At 57.9% G+C, this 26,851-nt stretch carries 27 protein-coding genes and 2 pseudogenes; 13 read left to right on the top strand and 16 right to left on the bottom strand.

Features of this window, described 5'->3' with window-relative positions; translation table 11 throughout:
* Positions 1 to 1,066: 1,066 nt before the first annotated feature.
* Both JZX88_RS25190 and JZX88_RS26245 read right to left on the bottom strand, forming a co-directional pair.
* Positions 1,067 to 1,729, bottom strand: coding sequence for a hypothetical protein (locus JZX88_RS25190; RefSeq protein ID WP_206915108.1), 663 nt, complete (start codon positions 1,727 to 1,729; stop codon positions 1,067 to 1,069).
* A gap of 213 nt (positions 1,730 to 1,942) precedes the next feature.
* A pseudogene (locus tag JZX88_RS26245) lies at positions 1,943 to 2,153 on the bottom strand (hypothetical protein); the annotation flags it as partial.
* A gap of 221 nt (positions 2,154 to 2,374) precedes the next feature.
* Here JZX88_RS26245 and JZX88_RS25185 point away from each other — a divergent pair.
* Together JZX88_RS25185 and JZX88_RS26480 are read left to right on the top strand one after the other, a co-directional pair.
* Positions 2,375 to 2,647, top strand: a complete 273-nt coding sequence (locus JZX88_RS25185; RefSeq protein ID WP_206915107.1) for a hypothetical protein — start codon at positions 2,375 to 2,377, stop codon at positions 2,645 to 2,647.
* Between the two features lie 37 nt (positions 2,648 to 2,684).
* Positions 2,685 to 3,176 (top strand): SIR2 family protein, encoded by a 492-nt coding sequence (locus JZX88_RS26480; protein WP_206915106.1) that lies wholly within the window; start codon positions 2,685 to 2,687, stop codon positions 3,174 to 3,176.
* A gap of 410 nt (positions 3,177 to 3,586) precedes the next feature.
* On the opposite strand, the gene JZX88_RS25175 is transcribed toward JZX88_RS26480, so the two are convergent.
* Positions 3,587 to 4,195 carry a TetR/AcrR family transcriptional regulator gene (locus JZX88_RS25175; RefSeq protein WP_206915105.1) on the bottom strand — a complete coding sequence of 203 codons (609 nt, stop codon included), beginning with the start codon at positions 4,193 to 4,195 and terminating at the stop codon, positions 3,587 to 3,589.
* A 112-nt stretch (positions 4,196 to 4,307) separates the two neighbouring features.
* On the opposite strand from JZX88_RS25175, the gene JZX88_RS25170 reads away from it, so the two are divergent.
* From JZX88_RS25170 to JZX88_RS25155, 4 genes are all read left to right on the top strand, one after another.
* Complete coding sequence (locus JZX88_RS25170; protein ID WP_206915104.1) at positions 4,308 to 4,994, top strand: PspA/IM30 family protein; 687 nt, start codon at positions 4,308 to 4,310, stop codon at positions 4,992 to 4,994.
* 36 nt (positions 4,995 to 5,030) lie between these two features.
* A complete protein-coding gene (locus JZX88_RS25165; protein WP_065116655.1) occupies positions 5,031 to 5,312 on the top strand; it encodes a YiaA/YiaB family inner membrane protein in 282 nt (93 codons plus the stop codon).
* A gap of 93 nt (positions 5,313 to 5,405) precedes the next feature.
* Complete coding sequence (locus JZX88_RS25160) at positions 5,406 to 8,801, top strand: acyl-[ACP]--phospholipid O-acyltransferase (RefSeq protein WP_206915103.1); 3,396 nt, start codon at positions 5,406 to 5,408, stop codon at positions 8,799 to 8,801.
* A 574-nt stretch (positions 8,802 to 9,375) separates the two neighbouring features.
* A complete protein-coding gene (locus JZX88_RS25155; RefSeq protein ID WP_162883115.1) occupies positions 9,376 to 9,513 on the top strand; it encodes a hypothetical protein in 138 nt (45 codons plus the stop codon).
* A 19-nt stretch (positions 9,514 to 9,532) separates the two neighbouring features.
* Here JZX88_RS25155 and JZX88_RS25150 read toward each other — a convergent pair whose 3' ends face one another.
* From JZX88_RS25150 to JZX88_RS25120, 7 genes and pseudogenes are all read right to left on the bottom strand, one after another.
* The gene (locus JZX88_RS25150) at positions 9,533 to 9,781 is read right to left on the bottom strand and encodes a hypothetical protein (RefSeq protein ID WP_206915102.1); all 249 of its coding nucleotides are present in this window, start codon (positions 9,779 to 9,781) and stop codon (positions 9,533 to 9,535) included.
* Positions 9,782 to 9,794: 13 nt separating this feature from the next.
* Positions 9,795 to 10,091: pseudogene (locus JZX88_RS25145) on the bottom strand (acetyl-CoA C-acetyltransferase); the annotation flags it as partial.
* A gap of 27 nt (positions 10,092 to 10,118) precedes the next feature.
* Positions 10,119 to 10,805: a hypothetical protein gene (locus JZX88_RS25140; protein WP_206915100.1), complete on the bottom strand. Its 687-nt coding sequence runs from the start codon at positions 10,803 to 10,805 to the stop codon at positions 10,119 to 10,121.
* Positions 10,806 to 10,819: 14 nt separating this feature from the next.
* Positions 10,820 to 11,971 carry an MFS transporter gene (locus JZX88_RS25135; protein WP_206915099.1) on the bottom strand — a complete coding sequence of 384 codons (1,152 nt, stop codon included), beginning with the start codon at positions 11,969 to 11,971 and terminating at the stop codon, positions 10,820 to 10,822.
* Between the two features lie 92 nt (positions 11,972 to 12,063).
* Entirely contained in the window at positions 12,064 to 12,450 is a 387-nt protein-coding gene (locus tag JZX88_RS25130; protein WP_201101289.1) for a MerR family transcriptional regulator, read from the bottom strand.
* Positions 12,451 to 12,531: 81 nt separating this feature from the next.
* Positions 12,532 to 12,768, bottom strand: a complete 237-nt coding sequence (locus JZX88_RS25125; RefSeq protein ID WP_206915098.1) for a hypothetical protein — start codon at positions 12,766 to 12,768, stop codon at positions 12,532 to 12,534.
* 60 nt (positions 12,769 to 12,828) lie between these two features.
* Positions 12,829 to 14,001, bottom strand: a complete 1,173-nt coding sequence (locus JZX88_RS25120) for an esterase (RefSeq protein ID WP_246753552.1) — start codon at positions 13,999 to 14,001, stop codon at positions 12,829 to 12,831.
* Positions 14,002 to 14,209: 208 nt separating this feature from the next.
* Here JZX88_RS25120 and JZX88_RS25115 point away from each other — a divergent pair, with 208 nt between their 5' ends.
* Positions 14,210 to 14,749, top strand: a complete 540-nt coding sequence (locus JZX88_RS25115; protein WP_206915112.1) for a GNAT family N-acetyltransferase — start codon at positions 14,210 to 14,212, stop codon at positions 14,747 to 14,749.
* 227 nt (positions 14,750 to 14,976) lie between these two features.
* Positions 14,977 to 15,480, top strand: a complete 504-nt coding sequence (locus JZX88_RS25110; protein WP_206915097.1) for a GNAT family N-acetyltransferase — start codon at positions 14,977 to 14,979, stop codon at positions 15,478 to 15,480.
* Positions 15,481 to 15,602: 122 nt separating this feature from the next.
* On the opposite strand, the gene JZX88_RS25105 is transcribed toward JZX88_RS25110, so the two are convergent.
* On the bottom strand, positions 15,603 to 16,592 hold the full coding sequence (locus JZX88_RS25105; protein WP_206915111.1) for a zinc-dependent alcohol dehydrogenase family protein: 990 nt from the start codon (positions 16,590 to 16,592) through the stop codon (positions 15,603 to 15,605).
* Between the two features lie 142 nt (positions 16,593 to 16,734).
* On the opposite strand from JZX88_RS25105, the gene JZX88_RS25100 reads away from it, so the two are divergent.
* Positions 16,735 to 17,127, top strand: coding sequence for a helix-turn-helix domain-containing protein (locus tag JZX88_RS25100; RefSeq protein ID WP_065116647.1), 393 nt, complete (start codon positions 16,735 to 16,737; stop codon positions 17,125 to 17,127).
* Between the two features lie 143 nt (positions 17,128 to 17,270).
* Here the strand turns inward: JZX88_RS25100 and JZX88_RS25095 are convergent, their stop codons facing one another.
* Positions 17,271 to 17,729: an Lrp/AsnC family transcriptional regulator gene (locus tag JZX88_RS25095; protein WP_065116646.1), complete on the bottom strand. Its 459-nt coding sequence runs from the start codon at positions 17,727 to 17,729 to the stop codon at positions 17,271 to 17,273.
* Positions 17,730 to 17,852: 123 nt separating this feature from the next.
* Here JZX88_RS25095 and JZX88_RS25090 point away from each other — a divergent pair, with 123 nt between their 5' ends.
* On the top strand, positions 17,853 to 19,136 hold the full coding sequence (locus tag JZX88_RS25090) for a cystathionine gamma-synthase family protein (protein WP_206915096.1): 1,284 nt from the start codon (positions 17,853 to 17,855) through the stop codon (positions 19,134 to 19,136).
* A 116-nt stretch (positions 19,137 to 19,252) separates the two neighbouring features.
* On the opposite strand, the gene JZX88_RS25085 is transcribed toward JZX88_RS25090, so the two are convergent.
* From JZX88_RS25085 to JZX88_RS25070, 4 genes are all read right to left on the bottom strand, one after another.
* Positions 19,253 to 19,981, bottom strand: a complete 729-nt coding sequence (locus tag JZX88_RS25085; protein WP_206915095.1) for an ABC transporter ATP-binding protein — start codon at positions 19,979 to 19,981, stop codon at positions 19,253 to 19,255.
* Entirely contained in the window at positions 19,978 to 20,847 is an 870-nt protein-coding gene (locus tag JZX88_RS25080; RefSeq protein WP_174032491.1) for an ABC transporter permease, read from the bottom strand. The genes JZX88_RS25085 and JZX88_RS25080 overlap by 4 nt, the downstream gene beginning before the upstream one ends.
* Positions 20,844 to 21,839 (bottom strand): aliphatic sulfonate ABC transporter substrate-binding protein, encoded by a 996-nt coding sequence (locus tag JZX88_RS25075; RefSeq protein ID WP_206915094.1) that lies wholly within the window; start codon positions 21,837 to 21,839, stop codon positions 20,844 to 20,846. Before JZX88_RS25075 ends, JZX88_RS25080 begins: the two co-directional genes overlap by 4 nt.
* A gap of 153 nt (positions 21,840 to 21,992) precedes the next feature.
* The gene (locus tag JZX88_RS25070; protein WP_206915093.1) at positions 21,993 to 23,318 is read right to left on the bottom strand and encodes an LLM class flavin-dependent oxidoreductase; all 1,326 of its coding nucleotides are present in this window, start codon (positions 23,316 to 23,318) and stop codon (positions 21,993 to 21,995) included.
* A gap of 379 nt (positions 23,319 to 23,697) precedes the next feature.
* On the opposite strand from JZX88_RS25070, the gene JZX88_RS25065 reads away from it, so the two are divergent.
* Genes JZX88_RS25065 through JZX88_RS25055 form a run of 3 tightly spaced genes read left to right on the top strand, consistent with a single transcriptional unit; the run spans position 23,698 to position 26,832 of the window.
* The gene (locus JZX88_RS25065) at positions 23,698 to 25,197 is read left to right on the top strand and encodes a SidA/IucD/PvdA family monooxygenase (protein WP_206915092.1); all 1,500 of its coding nucleotides are present in this window, start codon (positions 23,698 to 23,700) and stop codon (positions 25,195 to 25,197) included.
* Positions 25,190 to 25,834 (top strand): 2-hydroxychromene-2-carboxylate isomerase, encoded by a 645-nt coding sequence (locus JZX88_RS25060; RefSeq protein WP_206915091.1) that lies wholly within the window; start codon positions 25,190 to 25,192, stop codon positions 25,832 to 25,834. The genes JZX88_RS25065 and JZX88_RS25060 overlap by 8 nt, the downstream gene beginning before the upstream one ends.
* Positions 25,831 to 26,832 (top strand): dipeptidase, encoded by a 1,002-nt coding sequence (locus JZX88_RS25055; protein WP_174032502.1) that lies wholly within the window; start codon positions 25,831 to 25,833, stop codon positions 26,830 to 26,832. The genes JZX88_RS25060 and JZX88_RS25055 overlap by 4 nt, the downstream gene beginning before the upstream one ends.
* Positions 26,833 to 26,851: the final 19 nt, after the last annotated feature.

The raw sequence follows: 26,851 nt of genomic DNA, 5'->3' as shown, positions 1-26,851 counted from the left end.
CGGGGTGGAGCAGCCCGGTAGCTCGTCAGGCTCATAACCTGAAGGCCGCAGGTTCAAATCCTGCCCCCGCAACCAAATCAATAAAACTCCTCGAGCTAACCAGCCAGGAGCTTTTTGTCTCTGCGCAGTGTCGAGTTTACCGGCGCGAAGCTTCTCCAGGATCGTTGCGGCTTCCATCTCAGCGAGGATACTGGCGATGCGGCCGTGGACTTCGAGGGATGCGGGCTGGTGGCCCGGGGTCTTGCCGATCATCACCTTCTGGATGAACTGGCGTACGAGGTTGATGAAGGGCTGCTTTGTCTCGGTATCGGCGTGTTCGCGCAGGTAATAGAATGCCGAGTTGATGATCAGCTCGACAGCTTCGGGGCTGACTTCCGCCTTCAGCTTCTTGATCTCCTCCCCGAAATCTTCTTCCGCCGGCGCCTGCTTCAGCCGGGCCTCGACGCCAGCGCGGCGTTCCTCAAGCGTGTCGAGCATATCGTCAAGGGCGACGAGACGCGGGCGACCCTCAGCCGCACGGTCGCTGATCTGCCGAATAATCTGGCGCTGTTCCTGTTCCGCAGCTTTCAATTCCCCGGAAATGCGCTGGCGCTCGTCCGGTTCCTTCTTGATCGAGGCTGCAAGGTTGCGACGCGCCTGACCTCAGCCGAATCCGTCGCCCAGCACTTATCGAGTGGGGTGGTTTCAGCCGCGACGTGGGTCAATATCAGGGAAGCCTGCTAGGAAAGACTGCGTACATGGAGGACTTCCTGTCGTTCAAAGGAAGGAAGGATCGGCGGGGTGAGTATGATATGTCTAAAATCATTGCTGCTGTTGCCGTTGTGGTCACTGCATGCGTCGGCATTGCGGAAGTCAGGGGCCTTGCGGCGATTTCCCGACGACGACGAAGGTAACCCAAGCCGGTCGGCGGACGATTGTAGCCGTGACCACACCTATCTCGTAAGAGACGTTTTATGGCTCGGACCACCTACCCGGCGGTGACCTGTTTGTGGATCGCAATGCTCAAAGAACTCGTTGAACCAGAGAATTTCCTCGCGACCCGCTGAGGCGGGATACTCCATTCCTGCTATGTAAAAGCGTCCCTTCCAGCAAAATCCAAATTGTCTGGCTGGTCCAATTCGCCAAAGGCCCACCAATTGAGGAGGCCCGCCGCTGAGTCGAGGCTTTCACAAAACGCGTTGATTGCCGCGCGGCTCGTACCTGATGCTGGTTTCTCGGAGGCTTTAGCTTCAAATTTCTCTACTGTCGGTTTGCCAGCTCCATCGACTCTGGCAAGGTATGACCGGTCTTCAATCGCCAACTCCTCGCCGTGCCAGCGCTTTAACTTTGGCTTATAGGTACTTCGCCACAGTCGAAATTTGCATTCCATTCCGTCACCCTCCCGTGCGCCATGGAATAGTGTCATGTCCAAGACGTGCTTGGTAGAAATTCGGCCCAGTGAGTTTTTAAGCTGAGCCAACATGGTCGTGTGGCGTTCTTCGGCAGTGGCTGCGGTAAGGTCCATAACGCCACACGCTATCAGGTTCATCACCTGACTGAGAGCCATTGGCATGAAGTGGGCATCACCGTAGTATCCAAAGACGTCAGCGCTTCCCGGGGATACGAAGGTCTTGCTTCCCGCGTCCCAACGCTCTGTAGGTTCGGCCCATGTTATGCGGCTGTCCGTAAGGAGATAAAGAGAAGTTGGCCCGCGAGAGTCACGCGCGATCGCTACGGCAAGGGAAGTCATTGCGCCTCCGGTTCGGTTTCGGTATTCTAGCCGGGAGATGGGATGCCATCAAAGAGGTAGCTCCCGTTCGCCTTCAATAGAAGACGCCCGAAGTGGGGACCCATCTGTGAAAGCAGATGGGTTTTCAGGTCCTTAGAGCTCCGATTGCGAAACCGCCGAAAACAGTTACGGAAGCGGCTGTGATTGGGTGCTCTCTCCCGTCTTTGAGATGATCTATGACCCGTAAGGCTCACGTTCAATCAGGGTGATATCGCTTTCGGCAAGGGGTCGCGCAAGATCTCTCGCCTCATCCCAAGGCGCGCGCATCCAGATTTTTATTTAATAGCAGAACGGGCATTGCCTTTTCATGGATCGGTTTGACTAGATCATTGGGATCTGTGGACAGGAAACCATAGAGATCGTCAATCGTCAGCCCATTATTCACTAGCTCGAAGCATGACCGCCTAACAGTGCAGCAGTCCATTTGTAGAACTTCATGTGCCTCTTGGCAGTCGCGGATCAAACCCGTAGCGCAATTGCCGATATCCGTGATGGGCCCAAGCGTGTCCCGATATCCTGCCTTCAAGAATATCGCAGTTCCATAGAGTTGCCGCGCGCACCTCTATGTATTACGGGCGTTCGAAGGTCGGGTGGATTGGGGGAAACATGTCAGAAGAAGTGTACCTTGGGAAAGGTCTTCCAGGCTTGCCGGAATATCTGCTTCTGGCACGAGACCGCGGTGACGTCCTGTTCATCGTCGGTGCTGGAGCGTCTTATCCCGTCCCATCCTCCCTGCCTGATTTCGGAGGTCCCGTTGCTGACATCTATCGGAAAGTCGATCCGACAGTCGCGGCGGCCATCGATACGATTTGGACCACTAGGAAAGCGACCTGGGAAAACGTCCCCGGTACTCTTTCAGACGCACAACGCACCGAATGAAGTTCTTCTGCCACCGCGATACGACGTTGTTCTGGGAATGCTGGAACGGCGTCTGGACGGCGACCCGAGCGAAGAAAGTACGATGCGAAGGGCTGCGCGCGAGGTGCTGGCGCGTACGAGGTCACCCAACCCGATCCACAACGCACTCATTCACCTGGGGCAACGGTTCGGTCAAACGCTCCTGGCGACGACTAACTTTGATCGCCTCTTATCGGAGGCTGCCAAAAGCGAGCGGGTGACCGCCACGTCATTCGCGCTCGGCGAAATTCCCAATCCAAGCAGAAGGACGGACTTCGGTGGGGTCCTGCATATCCACGGAAAACTTCGATGGAAGAGCGAGAAAGGCTCAGCACTCATACTAACGGACCAGGACTTCGGGGATTTCTACCTACGGCGGCACCAGATTACGTCTTTCCTTTATGACGCGGCACGAATCTTTCATCTGGTTCTGGTCGGTTACAGCGCGAATGACTCCCCCGGTCCGATATCTCCTCAATGCCATCGCCGGCGACGAACGGGATTTCAATGACCCAAAGCCTCCCTTGCCAGGGCGACACGCTGAAACTCGATTTGATCGAGCATATCGTGAAGAGCAGCGAGGGGTGTGAGGTGGTGTTTTCAGCGTTTGTTAATTGCATCTTTGAAACTCGCTTTACTGGAACCGGAGATATGTGGGCCGCCACGGGAAGTGACTGCGGGCAGGGTTCGCTTGTCAGCGTGAAATCTTCATTGATCCACCAGCTCTCTGTGAGAAGACGGCAGGGCAGTTGGGGAAGGTGAAGGGGTCTGGGATAAGGTGCTTTGTCAAACGGGCAGAATGCCTATGGCGTTTGCAGTTTATGTGCAGGCCATAAAGAACTATTCAGGGTTTTAAACCGCAGGAGAGAACGCAACGCCATCAGGCATCGATGGCATCAATCTGGATTGACCTGTAATTTTTCAGGTCTCGCGCTGGGACGCTGCACCAGCGGCAATCATGATAATGAACTCATCGAGTTCACGTTCCAGCCGTTCCGGTGGCAGGCCAACGAAGCGTGCTTCCAGCGTGATGCTGATAATACCGTGGACCGCTCCAAACAGGGTGCGAGCACGCACTGCTCTGTCTTCCGTGCTCATCTCCGGCTGTAACTCTTGCAGAGGCTCTGCAATGATACTCAACAGAAAGAGGTGTTCGTCGAGATGCCATTGGGGAGAAGGGGTGCCTTCCGGTAGATAGTGGTCGAACAAAGCTTTCCACAGGTTGCGGTTGGCAAGCGCAAATTTGAGATAGCCCTGCGCCAGATTGCGCAGGCGGTCCGCCGGCGACCTGTCCTTAACCTCGGCCAGCGCCAGCGATTGCTCAAGAGCCTTCAGCGTCATCGAGTTCACATGAATGACCAGGTCATTAAGATCCGCATATGCGCTATAAAGGCCGCCAAGCGCGCAACCGGCATCCTGCGTCACGTCGCGGGCGCGCAGATTGCCAAGCCCGTCGCGCGCAATACGATCCCGTGCCGATTCAAGCAGCCTCGCCTTCAGATATTCCCGTTTTTCTTCCCGGCGACCCATGTTAACCATCCTTTTCAGAATTATGAACATCGTTCAAAATAATTATTGAACATCGTTCATTTTCGTGGCACATCTTTGTTCGTGAACAGTGTTCATAAACCGGAGATGTTTGATGTTCAACCTTATTGCAACACTTCTACGCGGCAAGGCTCATGCCGCGGAACAGGCAGCGACGGATCGGCATGCCATTCCTCTGCTGGCCCAGCAAATCAGAGAGGCAGCCCAATCCATTCAATCGGCCCAGCACGCGCTGGCCGTCGCGATTGCCCAGAACGAGAAGGAACGTAGCCAGCATGCGCTGATCCTGTCGCGGATCTCGGATCTGGAAGAACGCACCCTGGCCGCATTGTTGAAGGGAAATGACGGCCTGGCGCGGGATGCCGCGGATGCGATCGCCTTCCTTGAGGCGGAACGCACCGCATCGGAGCAGGCTCTGGCACAGTTCTCTGGCGCCATCACCAAGCTCAAGGCGACCGTTCGTCTGGCGGAAGGCCGGTTGAAGGATCTGCAGCGTGGCGAGCGCCTGGCCCGCGCCACCGATGCCGCCCAGAAGGTCGACCATGCTGCCTCCGGCGTCGGCCTTGCGACGCTGGATGATGCCGAACGCACACTCGAACGTCTGCGCGACCGCCAGAAGCAGACCGACACGGTGTCTGCCGTTCTCAAGCAGATGGAGGGTCCGTCCCGCACCGCCGGATTGATCGAACGTCTGGCGGAGGCCGGATGCGGCGCGCCGCTTCGCTCTTCTGCGGATGACGTGCTGGCACGTCTCCGTACCCGTCTTGACGCCACCGTCTGAACACCATTTTTCTAAATCTTATTAAGGATCAATATTATGAACGACAGTTTTCAGAAACACTCCGCCAGCTGGGTCAGCTTCTCCTACATCTCTTTTGGCGCCGCCGCCTTCATGCTGGCGCTCGGCCTCTGGATGATGCCGCTCGACCTGTGGGGCAAGGGCTATCTCGCCATGGGCATACTCATGCTGGTACAGACCACGGTGAATATTACCAAGACTTTGCGTGACAATTCGGAATCGGAAAAGCTGATCCGGAAGATCGAGGACGCCAAGACCGAAAAGTTGCTAGTTAAGTTCAATCGCGACAGCGATAGTTAGCAATATTTAACGATGCTGCGGAGTTGTTTTGATCTGTAACTATTACATAACAACTCCGTGGCATGACAGTCGCGATCGACAAAGGAAAGCGTCATGCACGATAGTCTAATGAAAACGAGGAAATTCGCGCCGCTATTCTGGACGCAATTCCTGTCCGCCTTCAACGACAACTTCCTCAAACAGACACTTGTCTTCCTCATTCTGGCGACAATGGCCGCCGAAGGCGCAGCGCTGGTGACGCTTGCAGGCGGCATCTTCATCGCTCCCTTCCTGCTTTTGTCCGCCCTTGGCGGCGAACTTGCCGACAAGCACGACAAGGCGCAGATGGCCGAGCGGCTGAAATTTGCCGAGATTGGCATTGCCGCCATCTCGGTTGTCGGCATCGCTTTTTCATCCATCTTCGTGCTGATGGCCGCCCTGTTCGGTTTCGGCGTCATCTCTGCGCTGTTCGGACCGATCAAATACGGCATCCTGCCGGACCTTCTCGAAACCCGGGAACTGCCGAAGGCGAATGCCTGGATCGAAGGCGGCACTTTCATCGCCATCCTGACCGGCACGATCGTGGCCGCACTCGCCTTTTCCAAAGGCAACACCATCTGGATATTCGGGCCGATGATGATGGTTCTGTCGGTTCTCTGCTGGGTGTCGGCCCGCATGATCCCGCGCACCGGTGCGCGGGAACCTTCTCTGGTCATCGACAAAAATGTGCTGCGGTCCAGCATGACGCTGGTAAGGGAACTGCGCGAGGACACCCGCGTGTGGCGCTCCGCCCTGATGAATTGCTGGTTCTGGTTCGTCGGCGCTTTCATCATGTCGATGTTGCCCATCATGGTCAGTGAAATCCTCGGCGGCTCCCAACTGGTCGTGCCGGCCTATCTGGGAATCTTCGCGGTCTCGATTGCTGTCGGTTCCGCCATTGCCGGTTGGATGTCGGCCGGTCGCGTCGTTCTGTTGCCGGCACCCGTGGGCCTTGCCATCGTCGCGCTGTTCGGTATGGATCTCGCCTGGAATCTCTGGGGCCTGAAGTCCACTTCGCATGCGGAGACGATTTCCGCCTTCTTCGCCGGACCGAAAACCATTCGCGTGGCAATCGATCTCGCAGGCATGGCGATCGGCGGCGCTTTTCTCGCCGTGCCGACCTTTGCGGCCATGCAGACCTGGGCGGATGAAAAACGCCGTGCCCGCGTCATCGGCGGCGCCAATGTCCTGTCGGCCCTGTTCATCACCATCGGTCTGGCGCTCGTCGCTGTCCTGCAGGCCGCCGGCATGTCGGTTCCGCTGATCATACTCGGCCTGTCCGCTATCAATATCGGCGTTGCCTGGCTGATGCTGAAGACGCTGCCAACCAATGCTTTCCGCGATTTCATCTCGATCCTCTTCCGCGCCTTCATGCGGCTGGAAGTCGAGGGTCTGGAAAACATCCGCAAGGCCGGCCGTGCTCCGATCATCGCGCTCAACCATGTCAGTTTTCTCGACGGCGCGCTGGCGCTCGCCATCACCGATGAGGAGCCTGTCTTTGCCGTCGATTACAAGATCGCCCAGGCGTGGTGGGTGCGCCCGTTCCTGAAGATGTGCAAATTCCTGCCGCTCGATCCGACCAAGCCGATGGCGACCCGCTCGCTCATAAAGGTGGCTCAGGACGGTAATGCGATCGGTATTTTCCCGGAAGGTCGCCTGACGGTCACCGGCACGCTTATGAAGGTCTATGATGGTGCCGCCATGGTGGCCGACAAGACCGGCTCAATGATCGTGCCCGTCCGTATCGATGGTCTGGAAAAGAGCTATTTCTCCAGACTTTTCGCCGGGCAGGTGCGTCTGCGCCTGTTTCCCAAGGTCAAGGTGACGATCCTTGAACCGGTGCGGCTCGAAGTTCCTGCCGATCTCAAGGGCCGCAAGCGGCGCGTGGCGGCCGGTGCGGCGCTCTATAGGATCATGTCGTCGCTTATGTTCAGGACCACCAATACCGACCTTACGGTGCTGGAACGCATCATCGAGACGGCACGGGATAGGGGCGGCAGCAAGCTCGCGGTGGAAGACCCGATCGGCGGTTCCTTGTCCTATGGCAAGCTGCTCACCGGCGCCGCCGTTCTGGGCGCCAGGTTCAAGGTGATGTTCCCGAATGAAAAGACGCTTGGCGTGATGCTGCCAAATGCCAACGGCACTGCCGCCACCCTGCTCGGCGTCATGTCCGCGGGCAAGGTTCCGGCCATGCTCAATTTCACCGCCGGTGCCGCCAACATCGTGTCGGCCTGCAAGGCGGCTGAGATCAAGCATGTCCTGTGCTCGCGTGCCTTCGTGACACAGGGTAAGCTTGCACCGATCATTGCCGAGCTCGAAAAAGACGTGACTTTCGTCTGGCTGGACGATCTGCGTCAGACGGTTACGCTCTTCGAAAAATTGAAGGGGCTGTTGCACCGCTACACGCCCTTGGTGAAACAGAAGGCGGATGACACTGCGGTCATCCTCTTCACCTCCGGTTCGGAAGGCGCGCCGAAGGGGGTTGTGCTGACCCACCGCAACATCCTGTCGAATACCGCGCAGGCGGCATCGCGCATCGACTTCCATTCCGGTGACAAGGTTTTCAATATCCTGCCGGTGTTCCACTCCTTCGGGCTGACCGCCGGCACCGTTCTGCCGCTGGTCGCTGGCGTGCCGGTCTATTTTTACCCGTCGCCGCTGCATTACCGTATCGTGCCGGAGTTGATCTACACGTCTAATGCTACCATCATCTTCGGCACCGACACGTTTTTGAACGGGTATGCCCGCACGGCGCATCCCTATGATTTCCGCTCGATCCGCTACATCTTTTCGGGTGCTGAACCGGTCAAGCCGTCGACCCGCGAAAGCTACATGGAAAAGTTCGGCCTGCGCATTCTGGAAGGTTACGGCGTCACCGAAACCGCGCCGGTGATCTCGCTGAACACGCCCATGTTCAATCGCTCCGGTACTGTCGGCAAGATCATGCCGGGTATGGAATGGAAGCTCGAACCGGTTTCCGGCATCGATCAAGGCGGTCGCCTGTTCATTCGCGGTCCCAATGTGATGGCTGGCTATCTCAGGGCCGAAAATCCCGGCGTGATCGAGTCGCTGGAAGAGGGTTGGCACGACACGGGTGATATCGTCACCATTGACGAGGATGGTTTCGTCACCATTCGCGGGCGCGCCAAGCGCTTTGCCAAGATCGGCGGCGAAATGGTTTCGCTCGCAGCAGTGGAAGCCCTGGCGGGCCAGCTTTGGCCGAGCAGCCTTTCGGTTGTCTCTGCCGTGCCGGACGCCAAGAAAGGCGAGCGTCTGATCCTGTTGACCGACGCACCCGATGCCACGCGCGCCGACTTCGCAATCTTTGCCAAGGCCAAGGGTGCAATGGATATGATGGTGCCAGCCGAGGTCAATGTCGGCACCGTGCCGGTCCTGGGTTCCGGCAAGGTGGATTTCGTTGCCGCCAAGAAGATCGCACTGTCTTCACAGCTGTCCCTGGACGCGGCCTGAGTCTCAATCCATGCGGACGGTCATCAACGCTTGCCGTCCGCATGGTCTGCTTGATCTGGATGATCAAAAATGCCAACTGGTGACCACGACAGGCGTATTGTCCAATCAAACTGTGACAGTTTGCGTTCTTAATGCCGTGGGAACGGCCGTTGACACAGCGTTCAAGGCCACCGTCACCTCAATAAGGTGACTTATGCCGTTCCCGGCACCAGCTATCCGAGCAACTGCACAGCCGTCCATTTCGACATGGTTGTGCCGGCACTTACCCATTCGGGTTCCCGGACCTTGCAGATTTCGGTGGAAGGCGCGGACGAGACCCACACACTACCTGCAGCCTTTCTGCTTGTTGTGTGAGGGCGGCACATGTCACGATATTTTCGTTACAGCCCGGGCCGATTGGCCCGTGGCATTGAAAGTGCGCTACCGCTCGTCGTTTACGGCCTTGTCGCTTTATGTCTGGGGACAACACCGGCACGTCTGAAGGTGAACTACTGCACAACCCCGCCGCTGTCGACAACACCAATATTGCCAAGCAGTTTCAGTGCGGTAAAGCAGGCGCAAGGGGCGCATTGCATTGCAGCAGTTCATAGCACCGAACTGGAAAGCCGATCCGGCGAAACCGGGATATCCGGACAGTATCTTCATTCTTGAATTGGCAAGCGTCGGTTTCAGCTTTGGATTGACGGCGCAGATTTGTTTTACTGCCGCATGAACCATTTCCAAAAGCTATTTCAAAAAGGCAACCCGCTCGCTTGGTGGGCAAAACTTACCAAGGGTATCAAATCATCTATTTGTTCTGTGAGGTACTTCAAGATGGCGTCTTCGGTGATAAAATCACGCATAAGATACCTCTTTAATCTCTTATACATGATTGTTTTTGATAAATATTTGGCATTCCACTGACCAAATTTATTTGTTTCACCAACGAACTTGGCGCGGTCCCTTCCTGTCCACCCGCCACCACGATCCGGGATCACCATTCCTGATCTGTTACAGGCCAAGCGTGATGGCACGAAGGCCAGAGCCGCATAGCTGGTTGAGTCCCCAGGCTGCGGTCTCAGCCGGGCAACCCGCGGCCATTGAGGCTTGACGCGCCGGGTTTTGCCCCTGCCCGGCTGTAAGGATCTGGCCAAGGATCACTTCGTCCACCTCCGCGCCTTCGACATGCGCTCGAACCAAGGCTTCTCGGATAGCCACAGCACCCAATTCATGCGCAGCAACGCTCGCAAAGGCCCCGTTGAACGCTCCTACCGGCGTTCGGGCGGCACCTACAACAACGATTGCACCCATCTCCAGTATTCCTTTCTTCTGTATCTTTCAGGAAGGACGAACCTTGTGTCCCTGTTCAGCCAACCAGGAATCATGCAGCCATTTTTCGGTCTTGCGGTGGCCCGGAAATGTCACCCAGACAATATCGCGCTCGAACACCATGACTTTGCGCTCGGCTCCGACGATCACCCACATCCAACGGCCATCGACACTGTTGCGCATCTTCACTTTCATACCGGTGAGAGTGAGGTTCTCGGTGCGCCCGTTACGCGTGGCGCGTAGTGGTTCGTCATGCGGTTCGATCCAGCTGATTTTCATTCCCGGCAGGAGGTCCGGCGCGGAGGATCGCAGGAAATCCATGGCGATCTTCTGGGTATCTTCCCGTGACGGCAAGCGGCCACCGACCAGATTAAGGTCCATGCGAGTGAAACCTTTCAGGCGGCCATCGTCTGCAACGACGACGCTGAAGTGCTCGCCTCCAAGGTCGGCGTTACGGCGGTCAGCCCTTTCGTAGCGGACAAGCTGCGCGCCTTCGCCGTCTACCGTCACGCGTCGTTGTGCGATTTCAGCGTAACCGGCTGGTATGATCTTGGCGACGATGGCATCGGCAGATTCGATTACGGGACTTGCAGCGGTCATGGCATTTCCTTTCTTCGTATCCGCCAGGGAGGTGGCGGTGCTACCGGCAATGAGACCGAGGACGGTGGCGGCTATCGCGGACAGGGTACGAGGCATAACAATCTCCTCTTTCAATGCTGAGCTGCAGTTTGTGGACGGCGGTTTGTGGCGGTGATGCCGATAGCGGCTGTGAGCAGAAGTCCGGCAGGCAGGAGCCAAAGTGGCAACAAGCCGAAACCGACGAGCCATTGCGTGACGGGCGGCGCGAAGCTCGCACCGAGAAACAGACAGAAGCTGTAGATGGCGAGCGCCAGCCCGCGGTTAACGTTCGTGGCACGCCCCGCGACCGTGGCGATCAGTCCCGGCACGGCCAGAGCCACACCGCCCGACAGGACTACCGAAGCAGCAGTCAATGCCACCACTCCGCCAACTGCGGCGACCACAAGGGCTAACGCTGCGATGATCAAGCCCAAACGTGCCGTCAGCATGGGGCCAAAGCGCCGCGTCATCGGAGCAGCCGCAAAAGCCAGAAGCAGGGGCGGTAACCCGATCAGGCGGAGTGTCTGAAGGTCAATACCGGCCTCGCCGCCAAGCGCCTGAGCGCCAGCATGGAACACGACAAAACCGAACAGCACCGTAATCGCCGCCGCCCATCCGGACACAATGAGAGGATCGCGCAGCAACTGTATCAATCGGGATTCCGAGTTCCTCGTTTGCGCTGTTTGGGCATTGCCACCACTCCTTGCGGCAAAGAGCAATCCAACGGCGCCGATCAGGTAGAAAGGACTTAGTTCAAACATGATTATTGGCAGACCACCGCCCGATCGCGCGGCGAAGAACTGCGCAAGGGGTGCCGCGCCGAGGAAGGCGAAACTCATCAGCGAGACGCCCAGGGGCTGATGTTGCGGCGGCAGCTCTTCGGCTACCAACGACAATGCGGCTGGTGGAAATGTTGAGGCGGCAAAGCCCTGAATTGCGCGAGCGCTCAACAACATGGCGAAATTCGGCGCCAACCCTACCAGAAATGTTGCCACGGCCGTTGCAATGAGACCTGCCAGAATAACCCTCTTGCGCCCATAGCGATCGGACAGCGATCCAAAGATCAGAAAACCGGCCGCATAAGCGAATCCGAAGGCCGAACCGGACAGGACAGCGTTCGCTGGCGTGATACCGAACCGGCCTGCGATATCGGCCACAAGCGGTATCGTCACATAGAGCTGGCCAACGACCAGAAAACCGCATGACATCAGGAGTATGAGAAGGCTGGCGTGTCGGACTGTCATAACTTGAACTCCGATTTGGGGCTGTCTACCATAAAAATAAACTTAACATCAGGTGTAGATTTAAGCGCTAGCTATTCTAGCCATTGACTTGATTAGGTACGGGCCTGCGCTATCAACATCTTCATTCGCTCGATATTCGCTTCAAGATCGGTTTTGAACGAGCTGAGTTCTACGAGTTGAGCGTTTGTTTTCGTCAGTTGCCCTTCGAGAATTTCCAGAACTTTTGTCTTTCCACGAATACCGGTCCCGTCTGAGAAATACAGATCGATGACACTGGCGATCTCATCGAGACTGAGGCCGAGGCTTTTCAGAACTGCGATTTTTTCCAGACGCTTGACCGCCGTCTCATCGTAATAGCGATAGCCGGCTCCTTCCCGCTCGGTGGGGGCCAAAAGTCCTATCCGTTCGTAATAGTGGATTGTACGGTGGCTGACATGCGCGCGTGCCGCCAGTTCGCCAATCTGCATCTTATAGGGCAATGTCCGGTCCTTCGTGCGTTATATCTACACCTGACGGAAGCTTTAACTCTTTTGCCTGTTTCGCTCAATGGCTCAAATCGATTATTCGGGCCGTGGCTGTTCCAGCAGCCGGTTGGCAACATATCCTATGGAGAGAATACTGATGATCAACAGGGTCATGTGAACCTGATGAATTGCTCCCTGTTTGATCCAGTATCCGAACCAGAAGCCGCCGACCATGAACGCGAGCCACAACGCCATAAAGCCACTCAAGGCCCTTACCGCAGTCTCTCTTGCTGCCTGAACCGTGACGATACCCCAAAGCAGCGCGGTTGCCACCCCAGGTATCGCCCAGGCTCGCCAGAGAAGGCCGCTTCCTAAACCAATCGATGCACGAAATTACTCCTTGAACACCTTCTCCAGAAAGGCCGCGAGCGAAGGGCGCCAGACGTCCATTTCGTGCTTGAGATCTTTATATTCGACGTAATCATGCTCGATCTTTTTCTCGTCCAGTATCGTCTTGAGACCGGCGATATCCTTGCCCGTGACCTCGTCCCCTGTCCCGACGGTAACGGTGAAGTTGCGCAGCATGGTATTGATCTTTTCCGGATCGTTGAGTGTGGCTTCCACAGCTTCGTTCGGCACGGTCGTGGTGGAAACGCCGCTGAAAGTGGCGATCCAGCCGAATGTACCGAGGTGGGTTAAGCCAGAGACAAGTGCCTGATATCCGCCTTGAGAGAGACCAACGACGGCCCGTCCGTCCGCATCATCACGCGCCCGATAGTGCTGCTTCATATAGGGGATGAGGTCCTCCATCAGCTCCCGGTCAACCGCCGCGGCATTGATGGGGTAAAAGTTCTTGCGGCGGTCGGCTCCGGGGAAGTTTTCGGGGATCGCTTCGGGAATATCGGCCTCGGTATCGGGAATGACGACAATCATCGGCTCGATTTTCTTTTCCGCCAGCAGGTTGTCGAGAATCTGCGGTGCACGTCCCTGGCTGACCCAGGAAGCGACCGTGTCTCCAAAACCGTGGTAGAGATAAAGCACCGGCAAGGGTTTGGAGGTCTCACCATAACCGGGTGGTGTGTAGATATAAGTTTGGCGCTGGGATTTCAGCGCCTTGGACGGGATCGTCACGAGGCGAAGTTCACCATGGGGAACGTCGCGGATGTCGAGGATGCTGCCGGGCACAAGGATGAGACTCGTATTCACCTGGCGTTGCGGTTTGGGTGAATTGGTGCCGGTGTCGATGCTGCGGAAGCCATCCACATTAAAGTAATATTCGTAGAGATTGGGTTTCAGTGCCTCGCTCTTCACTGCCCACAAACCGTCCTCGGTCTTCTTCATCTCCAGTGGACTGCGTTGTCCGAGAACCACCGAGACAGCCTTTGCGGTCGGTGCAAAAAGGCGGAAGGTGATTGACCCATCTTTTTCGACGGCAGTGACGAATTGGTTCAAAGGACGATCACCCGGTGGTGCCGCAGGTAAATCCAAAGCCATGGCGGGTCCGCTTACGATGAAACTGGCTATAATGATACAAGGCAGGGATAAACGCATGAAAACCTCCTCCAATCAAATGGTCCGGGCGAAGACTGGCAGAGGTATCCGCCCCAATCAACTGTCTGGTGGGTTAAGCCATATGAGCGGCCTTGCCGCCGAGGGAGAATACCGTGCGGCTTCCGCCGAGCCACTTGTGTGAGGCGCGGAAGAAGAGTGTCGGTTGAGCAATCTGGTCAGCGTCACGTTGATCCGTGGGCTGTGGAACAGAAAATACCGCGAAATGAAGGAGTGTAGCTTGTCAATTATTGCAAGGACGGAACGGCTGCATTTACGCAGGATCGAAGAAGCCGATCTGGTCTCGCTCGGGAGGATTTATGCCGATCCGATATGCATGCAGTTTTATCCGGGCACCAAGTCAGCCTCGGAAACCGATGCATGGTTTCACAAGCTCGCATTCGATAGCTACAATCGGCATGGCTTCGGCCTTTGGGCCGCCGTCGATGCAGCCTCCGGGGAGGTCATCGGGGATTGTGGAATTACCCTACAGGAAACCCCTGCGGGTCTCGAGCCCGAAATAGGATATCACTTGTGGCGCGATTTTTGGGGAAAGGGTCTGGCGACCGAGGCGGCACTTGCCTGCCGGGACCACGCATTTCACAGCCTCGGTTTGCGCAGAGTGGTTAGCATCACAAGCCCCGAAAACATACCCTCGCAAAAAGTCGCGCAGCGAGTGCATGAAAGAAGGGAAGTCTATCAGAAACGGCTTGGGAAAAGTGAAATCCTTGTCGATCGTTATTTGTATATCAGCGAGAAACGGTGATCGGGCCAGGCTTTTGACGATCACCGGAAGTTCTGTCTAGGCCGGCTGCCGCCTGCAATGACCTGATGATTGAGCGTATGCACCGACAGGGGCATCGCGATTCCACATAAGCAGACATCTGGAACCGGCCCTAAGCGGTATGAGCCAACGGGAAATCAGTTGACGTAGACTTTGCACTTACGATGTTCTTCCGATCATTGAGTCGGAAGATGTTGGAGGCTGCAATCATGCTGGAAACTGAACGATTGATCCTACGTCGATCACGCAAGGCCGACATTCCCGAGCTATTTGAATTTCTTGGAGACCCTGTTGCAATGCAGCATACCCATCGCGATAAATCGCTTCGGGAGTGCCAGCGACGGGTAATGGTCCATGAGTGGCGAAGACGCCGTGATGGCTGTGCGCCATGGGCGGTGGTGCACCGTGAAGACGGCCGCATCATAGGGTGGGGCGGCCTGTATGAAGACCCTTTTGATCCAGGCTGGGGTTTTGAAATAGGGTATTACTTCCGGCCAGAGGTTTGGGGAAAGGGTTATGCTTCCGAGCTTGTTCGCGCAGCATTGGCTTTTTCAGATCATCAGCTCAAGCTGCCGCAAGTCTGGGCGATGGCGCATCCAGATAATGACGGCTCGAAAAGAGTTTTGGAGAAGGCCGGTTTCGTGCTGGACCGCCATCTTCCTGATCGAAACCGTTTGTTATTTCGCAGGTTACGCCCGACCGAATTATTATGACTGCAGTCGGTACAAAAAGATAGAAATGGGTTGCTCCGGTGGGACTACAGGCGACCGAAACGGCTCCCGCCAATTCGGAAAAATCAGCGGGAGCCGAGCCAGGGTTCAGTGATTTCCTGAAGTTAAAGAGAAACGACAATCTTGCCGATCTGCTCATTGCTTTCCAGAAAACGGGTTGCCTCCCGGATATCATCGAACGCGAAAGTGCGAGAGATTAGCGGGTCGAGAGCACCGGATAGCAGTCCATCGTTGATGAAGGCCTTCGCGCGGGCAAGGGTCGCGTTGTCGGAGACAATCTCGGTATAGAGATAGCCTTTCAGCGTCAGGCTTTTGCCAAGAACAGCAAATTGCGGGAACGAACCTTCGTCGGCGCTGAGTGCACCGTATTCAAGCAATATGCCACCAACCGCCATGCAATCGGCAAGCTGGGCGATTGCCGGACCGCCGATTGGATCGAACACAACGCGCGCACCTTTGCCATTGGTGATAGCGGCTACGCGCGCGCTGAGGTCTTCTTCTGCCGTCGCAACGACGTGATGCGCGCCCGCGTCAAGCAGGGCTTTCGACTTGGCGCTCGTGCGCGTTGTTGCGATCACGGTGGCGCCGACACTGCGGGCAATTTGAAATGTGGCAATGCCGACACTGCTCGATGCCGCCGAGATGATCACAAATTCGCCGGCAGATAGTCTTGCCTGTTCAATCAGCGCGCCCCACGCCGTCACATATTGCATCCAGGATGCGGCTGCCTGTTCGAATGAGAGATTCTCCGGATGCTTCACGACGTGACGAGCCGGTACATTGATGAGTTCGCCGTAGGTGCCCCATCGCGCCATATCGAGGGTAGGGATTACGCTCACGACATCGCCTTCCGCAAAGTCCGTAACTCCACATCCGATGGCCGCGATGGTGCCGGCGGCTTCGTAACCGAGCTTCGAGGGAAATTCTGCCTCCTGCAGATATGCATGGCGGCGAAACATCACCTCTGCACGGTTAAGGCCGATGGCTTTGACCGCGATCTGCACCTCGTCATCAGCCGGAACGGAAACTTCGATGTCGTCTATCTGGAGAACGTCGGGCTCGCCATATTCATGGAAACGTACAACTCTCGTCATGCTGCATACTCCTTGCATCTTTGCCTTCACGCCTTTGGAAGCGGCGTGCGTGGTCAGGTGCAATTGGCAACTGGATACGAAAATGAAAATAGGGTAATCCGCAGCATATAGTGTCTAAAAGTATACTGTCGGTGAGGCCGGGATGAACAAGGACAGGGACTACGATGAGGTGCCAGGCTGCACTATGTACGCGGCCCTTAACCTCATTAGCGGTAAATGGAAGGGGATGATCCTTTATCACCTGCTAAAGGGGACCTTGCGCTTTAATGCACTCAAGAGAGAACTTGGCGACTGCTCACAGCGTTTGCTGATCAAACAGCTCAGGGAGCTTGAGGATGACGGCCTCGTGGAGCGGAAGGTATTCGCCGTCATTCCGCCCAAGGTGGAGTATTCAATTACCGAGGAAGGCAGGACATTGGCGCCGATACTGCTTGGTTTGCGGGACTGGGGGCATGGATGGCTTACCCGTCGCAATCTGGTGGCGCGTGACGATCATCTGGAATTTGTGCCGTCGAAAACGTCACTTCCGGCATGATCGCCATCGGTGCGATAGCCGGCTATCGGCACCAGACAATCGATAATGGGTCGCGGCGCGCGTTTATGGTGCATTGCCGTCATAGCGGCCCTGGAGCAAGAGCGCCGGATGGAAAAAGCGGATTGCCACAATCGCTGCGACGCTCAGATGCGTCGTGCCTTTATCGTGTTCATGACGAAGCTTGTCTCGATGGTGTCGACGCATTTCAGCTTTGCGATCTTGTCCTTGATGAAGCGCTCGTAGTCCTCCAGCCCGCCACACATGACCTTGAGCATGTAATCCTTCGAGCCGGTGACCAGGTGGCATTCGAGAACCTCGTCCCAGTTGAGAACGGCCGCCTCGAACATCCGGATTTCGTCATCGTGCTGGCGGCTGAGGCGGACGGACGCAAGGGCGGTCATGGTCCATCCCTCGATTGCCGGATCGATGATTGCGGAATACCCTTTGATCGCCCCCATCTCCTCCAGCCGCCTAAGCCGCCGCAGACACGCAGATGCCGATAGCCCGACCCGCTCGGCCAGTTCGTTGTTTGTGACCCGCGCATCGGCAGACAATTCCCGGAGTATCCGTTTGTCGATCTGGTCCGCAATTTTCTGCGACATAATTGAGAATTCTCCGCAATATATTGCGCCATCAGATATGTCGGCGCCTTAAAATGCAAGGTATTTTGGCCTGATTGCATGTAACCTGCAGACAGTTCAACGCCAGCTGAGGGATCATCGGAAATGACCGCGCCGCATCCGTCCAAAACCCATATCGGCAACCACGCTCTCCATCCCGAGACCCAGATGCTCAATTACGGATATGATCCGGAACTGTCGGAGGGCGCCGTAAAGCCGCCTGTGTTTCTGACGTCGACTTTCGTCTTCAAGTCGGCCGAAGACGGGCGCGACTTCTTCGATTACGTCTCCGGGCGCAAGGAGCCGCCGGAGGGCAGGGGCGCGGGCCTCGTCTATTCGCGTTTCAACCATCCGAACAGCGAGATCGTTGAGGATCGCCTTGCCGTCTATGAACGTACGGAGAGCTGTGCGCTCTTCTCCTCCGGCATGTCCGCCATTTCAACGACGCTTTTCGCCTTCGCCCGGCCCGGCGACACCGTGCTTCATTCCCAGCCCCTATATGGTGGCACGGAGACGTTGCTGGCGAAGACCTTCCATAATTTCGGCGTGTCGGCAGTGGGTTTCGCCGACGGTGTCAGCGAGGCCTCGGTGATGGCTGCGGCAGAGGAGGCGATGGCGAAGGGCAGGGTGTCTGTCATCCTTATCGAAACCCCCGCCAATCCGACAAACAGCATTGTCGACATCGCGATGATGGGCCGTGTCGCCGATGTGATCGGTCAAAAGCAGGGGCACAGGCCGATCATCGCCTGCGACAACACGCTTCTCGGCCCGGTGTTCCAGCGGCCCATCGAGCATGGCGCCGATATTTCGCTCTATTCGCTGACGAAATATGTTGGCGGGCACTCCGACCTCATTGCCGGGGCTGCGCTCGGCCGGAAGGATGTCATGAAGCAGGTGAAGGCGTTGCGCGGAGCGATCGGCACGCAGCTTGATCCGCATTCATGCTGGATGCTTGGCCGCTCCCTTGAGACGCTGCAGATCCGGATGGAGCGGGCGGACAACAACGCCAGGGTCGTGGCTGAATTCCTGAAGGCGCACCCGAAGGTCGAAAGAATCCATTACCTGCCGTTCAGCGATCCGGCCTCTGCCGCCGGCAAGGTATTTGCCGCTCAATGTTCCGGTGCGGGATCGACCTTCTCGTTCGACATCATCGGCGGCCAGGCCGCATCCTTCAAATTCCTCAATGCCCTGACCATATTCAAGCTCGCGGTAAGCCTTGGCGGTACGGAGTCTCTTGCTTCTCATCCGGCAACCATGACGCATTCGGGAGTTCCCGCCGATGTTCGCCAGCGTATCGGTGTGCTGGATTCCACAATCCGGCTGTCAATCGGTATCGAACATCCCGACGATCTTGTCGCTGATCTGGCCCTCTCGTTGGACAAGTCATGACGGGGAGGGAGAGGTAGCCCCGAGTGGATGCAAAAACGCGAAATGCCGCGGCAGATTCTCTGCCGCCGCTCAGCCTCGCCTGCCAGACGCCGACTGTCCTGGCGAGGCCGTAGCCTTCAGATGACGTGGGCATTGTGCAGGGCGGTCAGTACCTCGTTCTTGAGGCTGGCGAGTTGCGGTGATCTTCGGTCACGCGGGCGCGGCACGTCCACCTCTATCCGCTGCTGGATACGACCATCATGGGCGCCCATCATGTATATCCGGTCACCGAGATAGAGCGCTTCATCGATATCGTGGGTGACGAGCAGGAAGGAAATTCCGCGCTGTTCGACGATTTTCAGCACGAGGTCCTGCAATTTCATTCGCGTGAAGGCGTCCACGGCACTGAAGGGTTCATCCAGCAACAATATGCGCGGTCGGGTATAGAGCGCTCTCGCGATAGCCACACGTTGCGCCATACCACCTGAAAGGGCTTTTGGCAGCGCGCTGGCGTGGCCGCTCAGGCCTACATCGTTGATCAGGCCCTCCACCCGCCGGGCATCATATTTCTTGCCGGCGGCGTAACCTATGTTTTCGGCAACCGTCAGCCAGGGCATCAGGCGGGGCTCCTGAAACACGAAGGCGATGGGCGGTGAGGCCTCATCTTCCTTTGCCTGCTGAACCTTGACCGTGCCTGAAAAGCGCCGATCGAGGCCGGCGGCAATGCGCAGCAAGGTACTTTTCCCACAACCGCTGGGACCAAGAAGAACTGCCGCTTCGCCATCACCGAGCGTCAGCTGGATGTCCTGAAGGATGACCGTGTCGCCGAAAGCTTTTTCGCGCACATCGACATTAAGCAGGCTCATCGCAGACCTCCTCCTTCGTGAAGCGCATAGGTGTCACGCCAGCGCAGGCAGCGCTCCTCGACGATCTTGAAGAGGCTGTCGGAAATCTTGCCCAGCACCGCAAGGCAGATGATGGCGATCATGACGAGATCGGGCCGCGAAAGCTCCCGCCCGTCGGAGAGCATGTAGCCGATACCTTCCGAGGCGGCCAGAAGTTCGGCCGCGACGACGCTCAGCCAGGCGAGCGACAGCCCATAACGCAGGCCGGTGAAGAGATGCGGCAACGAGGCGGGAATGAAAATCCGCCACACCAGAACGGGCAGCGGCTGGCGATACATCTCGCCGACCTCCACCAGCTTGCGGTCCACATTTCTGATGCCGGAGAAGAGGTTGAGATAGACCGGGAAAAACGCGCTTTTGGCGATCAGCACGATTTTCGAGGTCTCACCGATGCCGAACCAGATCATCAGCAGCGGCACCCATGCAAGGCTTGGAACCGCCCGCAGCGCCTGAAATGTCGGCTCGAGATAACGCTCGGCGGCAACCACCAATCCGACGAGCGAACCGACGACGATGGCGAGCAGGGAGCCGATGACGAAGCCGACGAAGACGCGGGCGGTACTGGCTGCAACATTCGTCCACAGCGGACCTTCCGCAAGCCGCAGGAAGGTGTCGTAAAGTTCGGAAGGCGGCGGCAGCACATAGGGACTGACCCAGCCGAGGCGAACGAAAAGCTCAAGCAGCAGCAGCGACCCGACGGGCACGATCGCGCCGCGCAGGTCGAAGCGGCCAAGGAAATTCCCCACCCTTTGCGCAAGCGGCAATCGGGAAGGGAACTGTCCTGCAGTCTGTTTCACGCGCCGGAATTCGCGCGGGTGGGAATTCATGCGCCAAGTGCCTTTTTCGCCGGCGCCGGATCGATCAATGATGACAGGACATTGTCGACATCGACGCCCGGACGCAGAACATCGTCGCCGAGCAGCGGCGTGACGATGCGGATCGAGTTCAGCAGCTCTTCGCCCGGCACGGGGTCCTTCCAGTCGCGCTTTTCGATCGTCAGCTTGGTGATCTTGGGATCGTTACCGGTAACCTGCGTAACGAAATCGATGAATTCGCCGTTGTTTTCACGAATCCATTTCTGCGTCTGCACCCAGACGCCGAGAAGTCTGTCGACCGCTTTCGGGTACTTTGCCAGAAACGCCTCGGAGACGCTGAATACGCTACCGTCGCGCCAGCTGCGCTCGTCGAAAATCGCCCGGTCGCCGGCAAGCTCGGCCTGGGATGTGTGCGGATCGATGCCGACCCAGGCATCCACCTGACCCTGCTGAAGCGCGTTGAAACCTTCCGGATGCTGCAGGTTCACGACCTTGAGGTCGTTGACGGACAGCTTGTTCTGGTCAAGCGCGCGCACGAGGGTGAAATAGGGCGCGGTGCCCTTGGTGACCGCAATGGTCTTGCCCTTGAGATCGGCGACGGTTTTGATGGGCGAATCCGGGCGCACCTGAATGATGGAGGAACCGCCCCAGCTCGCCACATAGATCACCTTCAGCGGCACGCCGTTGGCGCGCGCGAGAAAGGCGGAAAGGGCAGCCGAGCCGGCAAAATCCGTCGAGCCGACCTTCAGGAATTCGAGCGAATTGTTGCTGCCGCGGGATTGCACCCAGGTAATCTTCGTGCCGACATCCTTGAAAGCCTCCTCAAGCCAGCCCTTGTTCTTTATCAGCAGCGTATGGGAGGAGTAAAATCCCCAGTCTAGCTTCAGCTCGGCAGGAAATTCCGGGGAATTCTGGGCCAGCGCTTTGCCCGTGGCAAGCGGTGCGGCAAGAGCGCCGGCAATGCCGAATTTGAGGATCTGGCGGCGGGAATGTTCAGCCTTCATATTAATTCACCTAATTTATGTATTTTGTGTATTTAAAGGGTATGGGCGGGTGTTTTTAAGGTCAATCCGCCCTTCTGGAACCTCATGCCAAACTTCGCGAGCCGCGTGGAAAATCTCCCTACCGGGAGCGCAATCGGCGCGACGGCGCGTTATTCAGGTGAAAAATCGATTGGCCGGTCGCTGCAGGCCAAGATGGTCGCGCAATGTCGGCCCCTCATAGTCCTTGCGGAACAGCCCGCGTCTTTGCAGCTCCGGCACCACCTGCGTCGTGAAGTCGTCCAGGCCGGCGGGCAGGAAAGGGAAGGTGACGTTGAAACCGTCCGAACCCTCTTCATGGAGCCATTGCTCCATTTCGTCAGCGATGGTTTTTGGCGTGCCGACGAAGGCAAGACCCGCATAACCGCCCAGCCGCTGGGCAAGCTGGCGCACCGTCAGGCCCTCGTTTCGGGCAAGTTCGATCACCCTTTCACGGCTGGATTTGCTGGCATTGGTCTCGGGAATATCAGGCAGGGGACTATCGGGATCGAAGCCGGAAACATCGTGGCCGAGCGCAATCGAGAGTGAGGCGATCGCGCTGTCATAATGGACAAGGCTGTCGAGTTTGGCGCGTTTGGCCTTCGCCTCTTCCACGCTGTCGCCGACGAGAACGAAAGCGCCCGGCAGGATGACAATTCCGTCGCGCGAACGGCCCGCCGCGACAGTCCTGTCCTTGACGTCCTTATAAAAAGCCTTGCCCGCCGCAAGCGTGGGTGTTGCGGCAAAAACCACCTCTGCCGTCTCGGCGGCAAGCTGGCGTCCCGGTTCGGACGCTCCGGCCTGCACGATGACGGGCCAACCCTGCACCGGGCGCGCGATGTTGAGCGGTCCGCGCACGGAAAATTCAGGTCCCTTGTGATCCAGCACATGCATCTTTTCGGGATCGAAGAACAGCCCGCTATCGACATCCCGGATAAAGGCGTCGTCGGAAAAGGAGTCCCAGAGGCCGGTGACGACATCGTAAAATTCCCGCGCGCGGCCATAGCGCTCGGCATGGTCAGGCTGTTGCTCGCGGCCGAAATTCCGGGCGGCGTCAGGATTTGACGTGGTGACGATGTTCCAGCCGGCGCGGCCGTTGCTGAGGTGATCGAGCGAGGCGAAACGCCGGGCGACGTGATAGGGTTCGTCGAATGTGGTGGAGGCGGTGGCGACCAGCCCGATGCGGGAGGTGACGGCGGCGAGCGCCGAAAGCAGGGTGAAGGGCTCGAAAGAGGTGACGGTATGGCTGCGGCGCAGCGCCTCCGTGGGCATGTTCAACACCGCCAGATGATCGGCCATGAAGAAGGCATCGAACTTCGCGGCTTCCAGCTGCTGTGCGAAACGCGCCAGATGGGCGAAATTGAAATTCGCATCCGGAAAGGCGCCCGGATAACGCCATGCGCCCGTATGGAGACTGATGGGCCGCATGAAGGCGCCGAGATGCAGTTTGCGGTCATTTGCCATTGGGCTCTACTTTCCCGTTGATGGTTTGGTCCGTGCGACGCGTTGCTGGTGAATTCGCAGACGCAGGCAGGCCTTCGCTTGTCGCGACGATATCCCTGCCGGGGGATTGGTGCGGCAAAGACTATTCCGATTATGATTCCCGAACCGAAAGATTTTTGCTGAAATTCTGAATTTGGTGGTGATTGCGTCACCCGTGCCGGTTTTGTTTCAGTCCCATTGAGCGGGAGAATCGGGAGGCCGAACTTCACTTCTCGCTGCCTGCGCCAAAATTTGCCGAAAATTGCCAATGATTAGAAGAATTTTGCTTTCCGGATCTCCGCTTCTGTGTTTCTTATAATGCTTAAATAGAATTTTTAACGCGTATTAATTCAGAAATAACATGATTGAAGATCGCAAAACCGATGCAATGTCCGTGGATGCGGGCGGCTTGCCGGCGCTGGAGGCGAGGCTTGCGCAGGAGCTCGCCCTGCTTGAGCGACCGGCAAAGCCGTGGGTGCCGCGCACCCATCTCAACGGTGTCGAAGTGCTGGATGTCGCCGTCATCGGTGCGGGGCTTTGTGGGCTGACCGCGCTTGCCGCTCTTTCATTTGCCGGGATCGACAATATCCGCGCTTTCGACAGGGCGCCCAGCGGGCGGGAAGGCCCGTGGGTAACCAGTGCGCGTATGGAGACATTGCGCACCCGCAAGGAGCTGGCCGGGCCGGCGCTCGGCGTACCCTCCCTGACATTCCGCGCATGGTTCGAGGCACAGTTCGGCGCGCGCGCCTATGAGGAGATGGTGCTCATACCGCGTGAGGCCTGGATGGCTTACATGGTCTGGTACCGCAATGTGCTGGCGCTGCCGGTGAGCAACGATACGGAACTTGCCGGTCTTGTTCTGCGCGAGGATGGCCTGCTCTCTCTCGATTTTCTGGGGCCGGAAGGTCCAGCAAGGGTTCTGGCGCGTCGGGTGATCCTGGCGACGGGGCTCGATGGTCTCGGTGCGCCGCGCCTGCCGGATGTGGCGAAAACGGTTCCCGCCCGTTTCGTGCGCCATAGCGGCGATGTGTTCGATGTGAGCGCATTGCGTGGCAAGCGTGTCGCGGTGGTCGGTGCCGGGGCTTCTGCGATGGACAATGCAGCCGCGGCACTGGAGGCGGGGGCCGCCCGCGTCGATCTTTTCATTCGCAGGCCTGATATCCCCCGGGTCGAAAAATTCGGCGGTATCGCCAGCCTCGGCATGACTCACGGCTATATCGGCCTGCCCGATGCCGACCGCTGGGCCTTCATGGTCGAGGCGGAGCGCACACAGATCCCGCCGCCGCGCCACAGCGTCCTTCGTGTCTCGCGTCATGACAATGCGTTTTTCCACCTGGGCAGTCCCGTTCTCAGTCTTACGGAAGTGGGCGATGCGATGGAAATCGAGACCCCGAAGGGGCACTATCCAGCCGATCTCATCATTTTCGCTACCGGCTTCGATGTCGATTTCGCCAGGCGGCCGGAATTTGCGGCCCTGAGCGACCGTGTCCTGCTCTGGCGTGACGCCTACCAGCCGCCCGCCGGTGAGGAGAATGACGCGCTGGGGTCCTATCCTTATCTCGGGCCGGCCTTCGAATTTCTGCCGAAACCGAATCTTCCAGCTGCCGTGGCGGAGCCGATTTCCCGCATTCATTGCTTCGCTTATCCGGCTGTTCCCTCCCACGGAAAAATCACAAGCGGCATTCCGGCCGTCAGCCAGGGGGCGGAGCGTCTGGCGCAGGGCATCGCCCGGTCTCTCTTCGTCGAAGACCGCGCCCGTCATTTCGAGACTTTCATGAACCACGACGCCGCTGAAATCACCGGCGAGGAATGGCGCGATGCGGACGCGCAGGACAGGATCAAGGAGCATGCCAATGGCTGAAGCGGCGCTGAAACTGGAGATATTTTACGGGATTTCCTCGCCATGGGCCTATTTCGGTGCGCCACGGGCTGTGGACGTCGCCCGCACGCATGGTGCCGAAATCGTTCTGCGGCCCATCCGCATCATCGAGGCCAATGGCGGCATTCCGCTACGCAGCCGCCCGGACGCCCGGCAGAGTTATCATGCCGTGGAACTGGACCGGTGGCGGCGTTATCTCGATATGCCGCTCAACCTGACGCCGAAATTTTACCCCTGCGCCACCATCGAACGGGCCGCGCAGCTCGTCATCGCCGCGCAGAAGGCCGGGCTCGATGCGATCGGCCTGTCCTTCGCCATCCAGCGCGCCTTGTGGAGCGAAGATCGTGACATTGCCGATCCCGAGACGCTCCGCGCCATCGCGCAGGCCGTCCTCGGCTCGGAAGGCGCTGCCCTTGTGCGCGATCCGCAGCCGGAAGACATCGTGGCGGAATGGCAGGGAAATCTGGCAGAGGCCGAACGTCTCGGGATTTTCGGAACGCCGACCTATGTGGTGAACGGCGAACTCTTCTGGGGGCAGGACCGTCTGGAATTCGCAAGCCGCGCCCTTGGGGCGCTCAAGCAGCAGCTTTCACAATCCGCAGTGAGGACATCCGCATGACCGATGCCGCAAAACTCCATAATCAGGCCATCGTCATCGACGGTCTGCAAACCTGCCAGTGGAGCAGGTCGATATTCGAGGACATGCGTGCCGGCGGCCTTACCGCCGTCAATGTCTCCAGCGTGATCTGGGAAAACTTCCGCGAGGGCATCGGTTATGTCAGCGAATGGAAACGTTTCCTGCGGGAAAACGACGACCTGATCCGTCCGGTGCGGAGGGTGGCCGATATTCATGCGGCGAAGGCCGAGAACAGGACCGGCATCATTATCGGCTGGCAGAACACCTCGCCACTGGAAGACAAGCTCGATTACGTCGAAATCTTCAAGGATCTCGGCGTCGGCATCATGCAGCTGACCTACAATACCCAGAACTATTCCGGCGCCGGATATCTGGAAGAAAACGACAGCGGCCTGACCGGCTTCGGCCGCGAGGTGCTGGCGGAGATGAACCGCGTCGGCGTGCTCTGCGATTTGAGCCATGTCGGCGACAGAACGACGGCGGATGTCATCGCCCGCTCGAAAGCGCCGGTCTGTATCTCGCATGTGCTGCCGCGGGCGCTGCGCGATGTGAAGCGCAACAAGCCGGATGAACTGTTCAAGGCCTGCGCGGAAAAGGGCGGCATCATCGGCATCAGCCTTTTTGCGCCGGGACTTGCTGCCGGAAACGATGCGACGGTGGAAGATTATCTCGACGCCATGGCCTATGTCATCGATCTCGTCGGTGAGGACCACGTCGGCATCGGCACGGATTTTTCGCAGGAGCGGCCGCGTCCCGGCCCCTGGCAGCTCTGGGCCAACCGCGACAAGGGCACGGCCCGCACGCTGACGGAATTCGCGACGGTCAAGATTTCCAAGCCGAAGGGCATCGAGCGCATCGGCGAGGTGCCCAATATCACCGCCCGCATGCTGGCGCGCGGCTGGAGCGAAACGCTCGTTCTCAAGCTTCTCGGCCAGAACTGGCTGCGCGTGCTGGATGCCGCCTGGCGGCCCGCAAACTGACAATATCAAAAACAAACGG

It is taken from the genome of Agrobacterium sp. OT33, from assembly GCF_017313365.1.
Classification (GTDB): Bacteria; Pseudomonadota; Alphaproteobacteria; order Rhizobiales; family Rhizobiaceae; genus Agrobacterium; species Agrobacterium rhizogenes_A.
The sequence above is the reverse complement of the archived record's forward strand: the minus strand, read 5'-3'. Positions and strand labels throughout refer to the sequence as shown.

Bases quoted from the DNA above. Each gene is read 5' to 3' on its own strand.
- JZX88_RS25190 (WP_206915108.1), bottom strand. From the start codon at position 1,729: ATGACTTCCCTTGCCGTAGCGATCGCGCGTGACTCTCGCGGGCCAACT.
- JZX88_RS25070 (WP_206915093.1), bottom strand. From the start codon at position 23,318: ATGGCAAATGACCGCAAACTGCATCTCGGCGCCTTCATGCGGCCCATC.
- JZX88_RS25110 (WP_206915097.1), top strand. From the start codon at position 14,977: ATGCTGGAAACTGAACGATTGATCCTACGTCGATCACGCAAGGCCGAC.
- JZX88_RS25150 (WP_206915102.1), bottom strand. From the start codon at position 9,781: ATGGTGATCCCGGATCGTGGTGGCGGGTGGACAGGAAGGGACCGCGCC.
- JZX88_RS25160 (WP_206915103.1), top strand. From the start codon at position 5,406: ATGCACGATAGTCTAATGAAAACGAGGAAATTCGCGCCGCTATTCTGG.
- JZX88_RS25055 (WP_174032502.1), top strand. From the start codon at position 25,831: ATGACCGATGCCGCAAAACTCCATAATCAGGCCATCGTCATCGACGGT.
- JZX88_RS25085 (WP_206915095.1), bottom strand. From the start codon at position 19,981: ATGAGCCTGCTTAATGTCGATGTGCGCGAAAAAGCTTTCGGCGACACG.
- JZX88_RS25075 (WP_206915094.1), bottom strand. From the start codon at position 21,839: ATGAAGGCTGAACATTCCCGCCGCCAGATCCTCAAATTCGGCATTGCC.
- JZX88_RS25090 (WP_206915096.1), top strand. From the start codon at position 17,853: ATGACCGCGCCGCATCCGTCCAAAACCCATATCGGCAACCACGCTCTC.
- JZX88_RS25105 (WP_206915111.1), bottom strand. From the start codon at position 16,592: ATGACGAGAGTTGTACGTTTCCATGAATATGGCGAGCCCGACGTTCTC.
- JZX88_RS25135 (WP_206915099.1), bottom strand. From the start codon at position 11,971: ATGACAGTCCGACACGCCAGCCTTCTCATACTCCTGATGTCATGCGGT.
- JZX88_RS25115 (WP_206915112.1), top strand. From the start codon at position 14,210: ATGAAGGAGTGTAGCTTGTCAATTATTGCAAGGACGGAACGGCTGCAT.
- JZX88_RS25185 (WP_206915107.1), top strand. From the start codon at position 2,375: ATGTCAGAAGAAGTGTACCTTGGGAAAGGTCTTCCAGGCTTGCCGGAA.
- JZX88_RS25100 (WP_065116647.1), top strand. From the start codon at position 16,735: ATGAACAAGGACAGGGACTACGATGAGGTGCCAGGCTGCACTATGTAC.
- JZX88_RS25080 (WP_174032491.1), bottom strand. From the start codon at position 20,847: ATGAATTCCCACCCGCGCGAATTCCGGCGCGTGAAACAGACTGCAGGA.
- JZX88_RS25065 (WP_206915092.1), top strand. From the start codon at position 23,698: ATGATTGAAGATCGCAAAACCGATGCAATGTCCGTGGATGCGGGCGGC.
- JZX88_RS25175 (WP_206915105.1), bottom strand. From the start codon at position 4,195: ATGGGTCGCCGGGAAGAAAAACGGGAATATCTGAAGGCGAGGCTGCTT.
- JZX88_RS26480 (WP_206915106.1), top strand. From the start codon at position 2,685: ATGCTGGAACGGCGTCTGGACGGCGACCCGAGCGAAGAAAGTACGATG.
- JZX88_RS25060 (WP_206915091.1), top strand. From the start codon at position 25,190: ATGGCTGAAGCGGCGCTGAAACTGGAGATATTTTACGGGATTTCCTCG.
- JZX88_RS25095 (WP_065116646.1), bottom strand. From the start codon at position 17,729: ATGTCGCAGAAAATTGCGGACCAGATCGACAAACGGATACTCCGGGAA.
- JZX88_RS25140 (WP_206915100.1), bottom strand. From the start codon at position 10,805: ATGCCTCGTACCCTGTCCGCGATAGCCGCCACCGTCCTCGGTCTCATT.
- JZX88_RS25165 (WP_065116655.1), top strand. From the start codon at position 5,031: ATGAACGACAGTTTTCAGAAACACTCCGCCAGCTGGGTCAGCTTCTCC.
- JZX88_RS25170 (WP_206915104.1), top strand. From the start codon at position 4,308: ATGTTCAACCTTATTGCAACACTTCTACGCGGCAAGGCTCATGCCGCG.